Source organism: Sporosarcina contaminans (assembly GCF_042679045.1).
GTDB lineage: Bacteria > Bacillota > Bacilli > Bacillales_A > Planococcaceae > Sporosarcina > Sporosarcina contaminans.
Genome location: NZ_JBHTLT010000080.1, coordinates 1 through 4,770, shown reverse-complemented (window position 1 = coordinate 4,770; position 4,770 = coordinate 1). Strand labels below are relative to the sequence as shown.

Genomic DNA, 4,770 nt, shown 5'->3' with positions numbered 1-4,770 from the left:
TCGCCTTGATTGACGGCAAACGTGCGCGCGAATCTAAGTAGTCAATCTACACGCGTAGACGCTGAAGTATTGGAGCCTTTGGACGCGGGTTCGACTCCCGCCGTCTCCATAAGATCTAATGGAAAGCAACAAAGATTAGAAGTACAAATTCTCTGTATGGAGGATTTGTACTTCTTTTTTTGCCAAACCGTTTATTCGTTACTGATCCCATAATAAGCGTGAAGTGTATTGAGTATTCTACCGACTGTAGATTGACAATGTGCAGAATATACTCTATGTAATAAGTCATCTGTTCTTTGAAGGAAGTGATACCAGTGATTATAATAACTTTAGGTCTACTGGTTGATTGGAGAAACAATACAATTAGAAACATTTATCAGGACATCATTAACATAACTGCAAAACCAGAAGAAGGGCTGTATGACACAATGGATAATGACAAAAAATCGCCCAGTGGTTATTTGTAATATCGAATGTTTAGTTGTTATCAAAAAGTCCTGTACTGCATGGAACCCTCGGGAACTCTTATTGGAGTTCCCGAGGGTTCAAAAGTTTACTACCGCGTTTTGAAACTTTGCGTCAACTATCTTAATTGAACCGGCGTATACCGAACAGTACGTACGGTGGTGGAGAGGTAGGGGGTTAGTAACCCCCTACTCGATTATAAAAACTTTTAAAATCTGCGTAACTTATTGTTGCATTTTACCAGCAGTATAACCGCCATCAACTGGAAGTGTTACACCGCTAATTGATTTTGCAAGGTCTGAGCATAGAAATACAACAGCGTTTGCTTGATCTTCTGCGGTAGACATTCTTCCAGCTGGAAGTGATGAGAGAACGCCTTGGTATTGTTCTGGGTTTGATTTTGACCAACTTTCAATTGCAGGTGTAATGGTTGCACCAGGAGCAATGGAATTAATGGTAATGCCTTGTTGACCGTATTCCAATGCAACTGATTTAGTTAAACCAGCGATAGCATGTTTAGATGCCGTATAGGGAGCCATATTCGGTGAACCTTCAATACCAGCACCTGATGCCGTATTGACAATTGCACCGCCGCCTGTTTTCAACATTGCATGCACTTGGTGCTTGATGCAGTAAAAAGTACCATACAGATTTACTTTTAGTGTGATATCCCAATCTTTAGAATCCATTTCTCCAATTGGTTTAAGACCTTTGTTGATACCCGCATTGTTATGTGCAAAGTCTAGCTTGCCATATGTTTCAACTGTTTTATTTACAAGTGCGATTACTTGCTCCTCATCACTTACATCACATTTGAAAAAGGCTGCTTCGCCGCCATTGTTTTTGATGATTTGTACAGTTTCTTCTCCTGCTTGTTCACTTACGTCAGAAACCATTACTTTTGCTCCTGCTTTTGCTAATGCGACTGCAGCTGCTCTACCGATTCCTGACCCCGACGCTGTGACTAATCCTGCTTTACCTTCCATAATTCCTACCATGAAAAACTCTCCTTTTTTCTAAAAATATATTTGATTGACCCATTTATCTCATTAATAAGCGAAACTAAATAATCCATTGATATGCGTTAAATAACGTACATTACTAGCTTCTTTCATTAAAGAAGTAGGTAGACCTTTCAGTGCTATATTGTTACCTCCGATGGCAGCCACTCCATCTTTACGGCCAAGGCTTGCCAATGTACCGGAGTTTGTTTGTTCAAATGCTTCTAAGGTTTTACTCTGTAAATAAGCATATAATATCCTACAAGCTCACCCATTTGCCAAGCGTTTTGTGCAGTAGGGCGTACGGACGGCCACCTTCAGCAGGGAAGGTAACAGCACTATCACCTACAACGAATGAGCTTGATTGAAGAAACTCATTAATCGTTGCACGGCCACGATCTACTGCAAGTTCTGATTCACCAACCAATGGATTACCTGTGACACCGCCCGTCCATACAAACGTATTTGCTACAATTGTACGGCCATCTTTCAACGAAATTTCATTGACACTCACATTTGTTACAGGTAAACCTAATAAGAATTCTACTCCGCGTGCTTCTAGGCTTGTAGTTGTACGCTCGATTAAATGATCTGGTAATACGGGCAATACTTTTGGACCGGCTTCAACAAGTTTGATGTTCAATTCTTTTGGATCGACCCATATCTTTTGCGATTTTTGGCATATTGTCAACAATTTCCCCGACTAATTCGATACCGGTTAAATCGCCACCACCGATGACGATCGTTGCATCGGTTTCATTTTTTGATTTTGCGTATTCATTGATTTTGGCTACAATATGATTGTAGATTCTATTAGCGTCATCTACTGATTTCAACACCATGCTATTTTCTTCGAGTCCTGGTATACCAAAGTAAGCAGTTTTACTACCTAATGCCACTACGAGTGCATCATGTAAAATTGAACCATCAGAAACCTTTACCTCTTTTTTATCGACTGAAAAAGATTCGACCTTTGAATATATAGTTTTTATTGATTTGAAGGTACTATATCTTCAGTAGGGTCTGATGCATTATTCTGTGCTGGGATTTGCTATTCCCCTTTGCTTGATTAGTTACATTAACCTGATCCTTACTTCAGCAATAAAACCAAATTATTGTTGAAATATATTGGAAGAAAACTTCCGCTACGTTTTCCATTGAACAATATACGCCCATCTTCAAGTAATATTAAACATGTAGTTTAATGTCTAACTATTTAGTGTAAAATACAATCCTCAAAAATCTAAGCATTCACTATCTATTATTATCTTCAGTTACCAATGGATTATTCTCCTCTTCGGTATAATAGCTGAAAGAGGATACATTTATGGAAAACAGGGTGGTATGGAGGTTGCTTTTGATAAAATCATTATTTAGATGTAACGATGACTTCCGGAAAGATTTAAAAAAGGATGGTTAATAAAGATTTATCGCATTTATAGATAATCAACCATTAGGAATTGTATTAAACGTTGTTAGAGAGATAAAACGAAAACACAATATCAATTATCCTTGTATTATTTAAAAAAGGGAGATCTTATGAAAAAAACACTTGTTTCTATGATAACGGTACTTCTATTGTTTTTAGGACTCTCGCAAAGAAGTTATGCGATGTCAGATGCGCAGGCTGAGGCTATACAGGCGCTGCTGGACGATGCTTCTCGTATATCCGGTGTGCCGGGCTTGTCAGTCGCAATTCTGGCCGATGAGAAAGAATACTATTTATCCTCCGGTTATTCGGACCTAGAAAAAGGAATACCCGCAAGTGAAAACACATTATACGAGCTGGCCTCGGTCAGTAAAGCCTTTACCGGCATAGGCATACTGTTGCTGGAGGAGCAAGGACGTTTATCTATGACCGACTCAATTCACGACTATTTACCTTGGCTTACGCTAAACTATCAAGGAAAACCTGTTGATATGCAGAGCCTTACTCTTAATCATTTTCTTCATCATACAAGCGGTCTGACCACTAATAAACATTCCCAGCTTATCCCTCAAGGCAATACGCCCGATATGCTGCAAAAGACGGTGGAAGTGCTGGTGGATGCTGATTTATCCTTTCCTCCTGGCAAACAATATACGTATGGAACCATTAATTATGATGTGTTAGGTCTCGTGATCGAGCAAGTATCGGGTCAAAGCTACGAAAGCTTTATGAGTGAACAGGTATTTCAGCCGTTGGGCCTTAACCAGACATTCGTCTATAAAGAGGATGCCATGGCTACTGGACAGCTGGCACAAGGTTATCGTTCTTCTTTTTTTAAACAACCCCGTATAACGCGCCGGATTTTTCCGGAAATAAACCCGCAGGCTATATCATCTCTTCTACAAAAGATATGGCGCGCTGGATGGGTATTCAGATGGGAATTGTGAAAGATATACCTGACATATTTCACACTACTATTCAAAAGTCACATCAGGGGGATAGATCAGTTCGGGCTGTTGACTCTATGTATTATGCAGCAGGCTGGATGGTAAACACTGATCAAACAATTATCGAGCACCCAGGAGAAAACCCAAGCTTCAGAACCCACCTGGTCCTATTCCCCAATGAACGAACAGCCATCTGCTTATTGGCTAACGGCGCAAATATCAATAGCAGCATGGTACTAAAAATCAAAGATATAGTAGACGGCAATTTGTCGCAAACCTATGAAATAAGCAGCGCACAGCTTTTGGATATTCTTATGTCAATGGCCACCATTATTTGTTGCTTGTTAACCGTTTTATTTTTTGTTTTGGGAGTCCGAAGGCGGAAATTAAATAAAAAGCAGCCAATCACCAAAAAAAGAAAAATTGCATCCATCATTTTAATAATAGTTACAGCGGCTCTTAGTATAACAGGCTTTGCCCTTGAGTGGTCGTTCATACTTGTTTGGGAAACCTATAGTATTCTTACTGCCCTCATTTCGGTAACACTATTAACAGCAAGCCTTGTATGGCTTGTATACTCTGGCCGATATAGCCGTCCGCTGAACTACGACTTACCTCCTTCGACTTGATGGCATAAAAGAAGGACCTAACGTTTAGTCATGCCCAGTGAGGTGGGGCGCATTCCTCCTATCACTATCCGAACACATAAACGCCGCCCGTAGTCCTGTTCGGGCGGCATTTTTAGGCGGACGACAATACCCCATCATCCTTTTCGATCTTCTTATTAAGTGAACTAATGGTGGTTTAGGATGGGACGTTACGAATTCGACAGGGGTGGTCTGAGCTTGAGCTGCGCGTCGGAGGGCTCGTCTCCGTCAGAAACGGCAGTTAATAATAACTGGCAAAACAAACAACAACTTAGCATTCG

Annotated in this window: 1 protein-coding gene, 1 other RNA gene and 2 pseudogenes; 2 read left to right on the top strand and 2 right to left on the bottom strand. The window is 40.4% G+C overall.

The window, feature by feature from the left end; translation table 11 throughout:
* Positions 1-112: a transfer-messenger RNA gene (gene ssrA, locus ACFQ38_RS11615) on the top strand; the annotation flags it as partial.
* Positions 113-689: 577 nt separating this feature from the next.
* Here the strand turns inward: ssrA and ACFQ38_RS11610 are convergent.
* Both ACFQ38_RS11610 and ACFQ38_RS11605 read right to left on the bottom strand, forming a co-directional pair.
* Positions 690-1,463 (bottom strand): SDR family NAD(P)-dependent oxidoreductase, encoded by a 774-nt coding sequence (locus tag ACFQ38_RS11610; protein ID WP_381481029.1) that lies wholly within the window; start codon positions 1,461-1,463, stop codon positions 690-692.
* 51 nt (positions 1,464-1,514) lie between these two features.
* Positions 1,515-2,440 (bottom strand): annotated as a pseudogene (locus ACFQ38_RS11605) (NAD(P)/FAD-dependent oxidoreductase); the annotation flags it as partial.
* A gap of 565 nt (positions 2,441-3,005) precedes the next feature.
* Between ACFQ38_RS11605 and ACFQ38_RS11600 the strand changes: the two are divergent.
* Positions 3,006-4,471: pseudogene (locus ACFQ38_RS11600) on the top strand (serine hydrolase).
* Positions 4,472-4,770 lie beyond the last annotated feature (299 nt).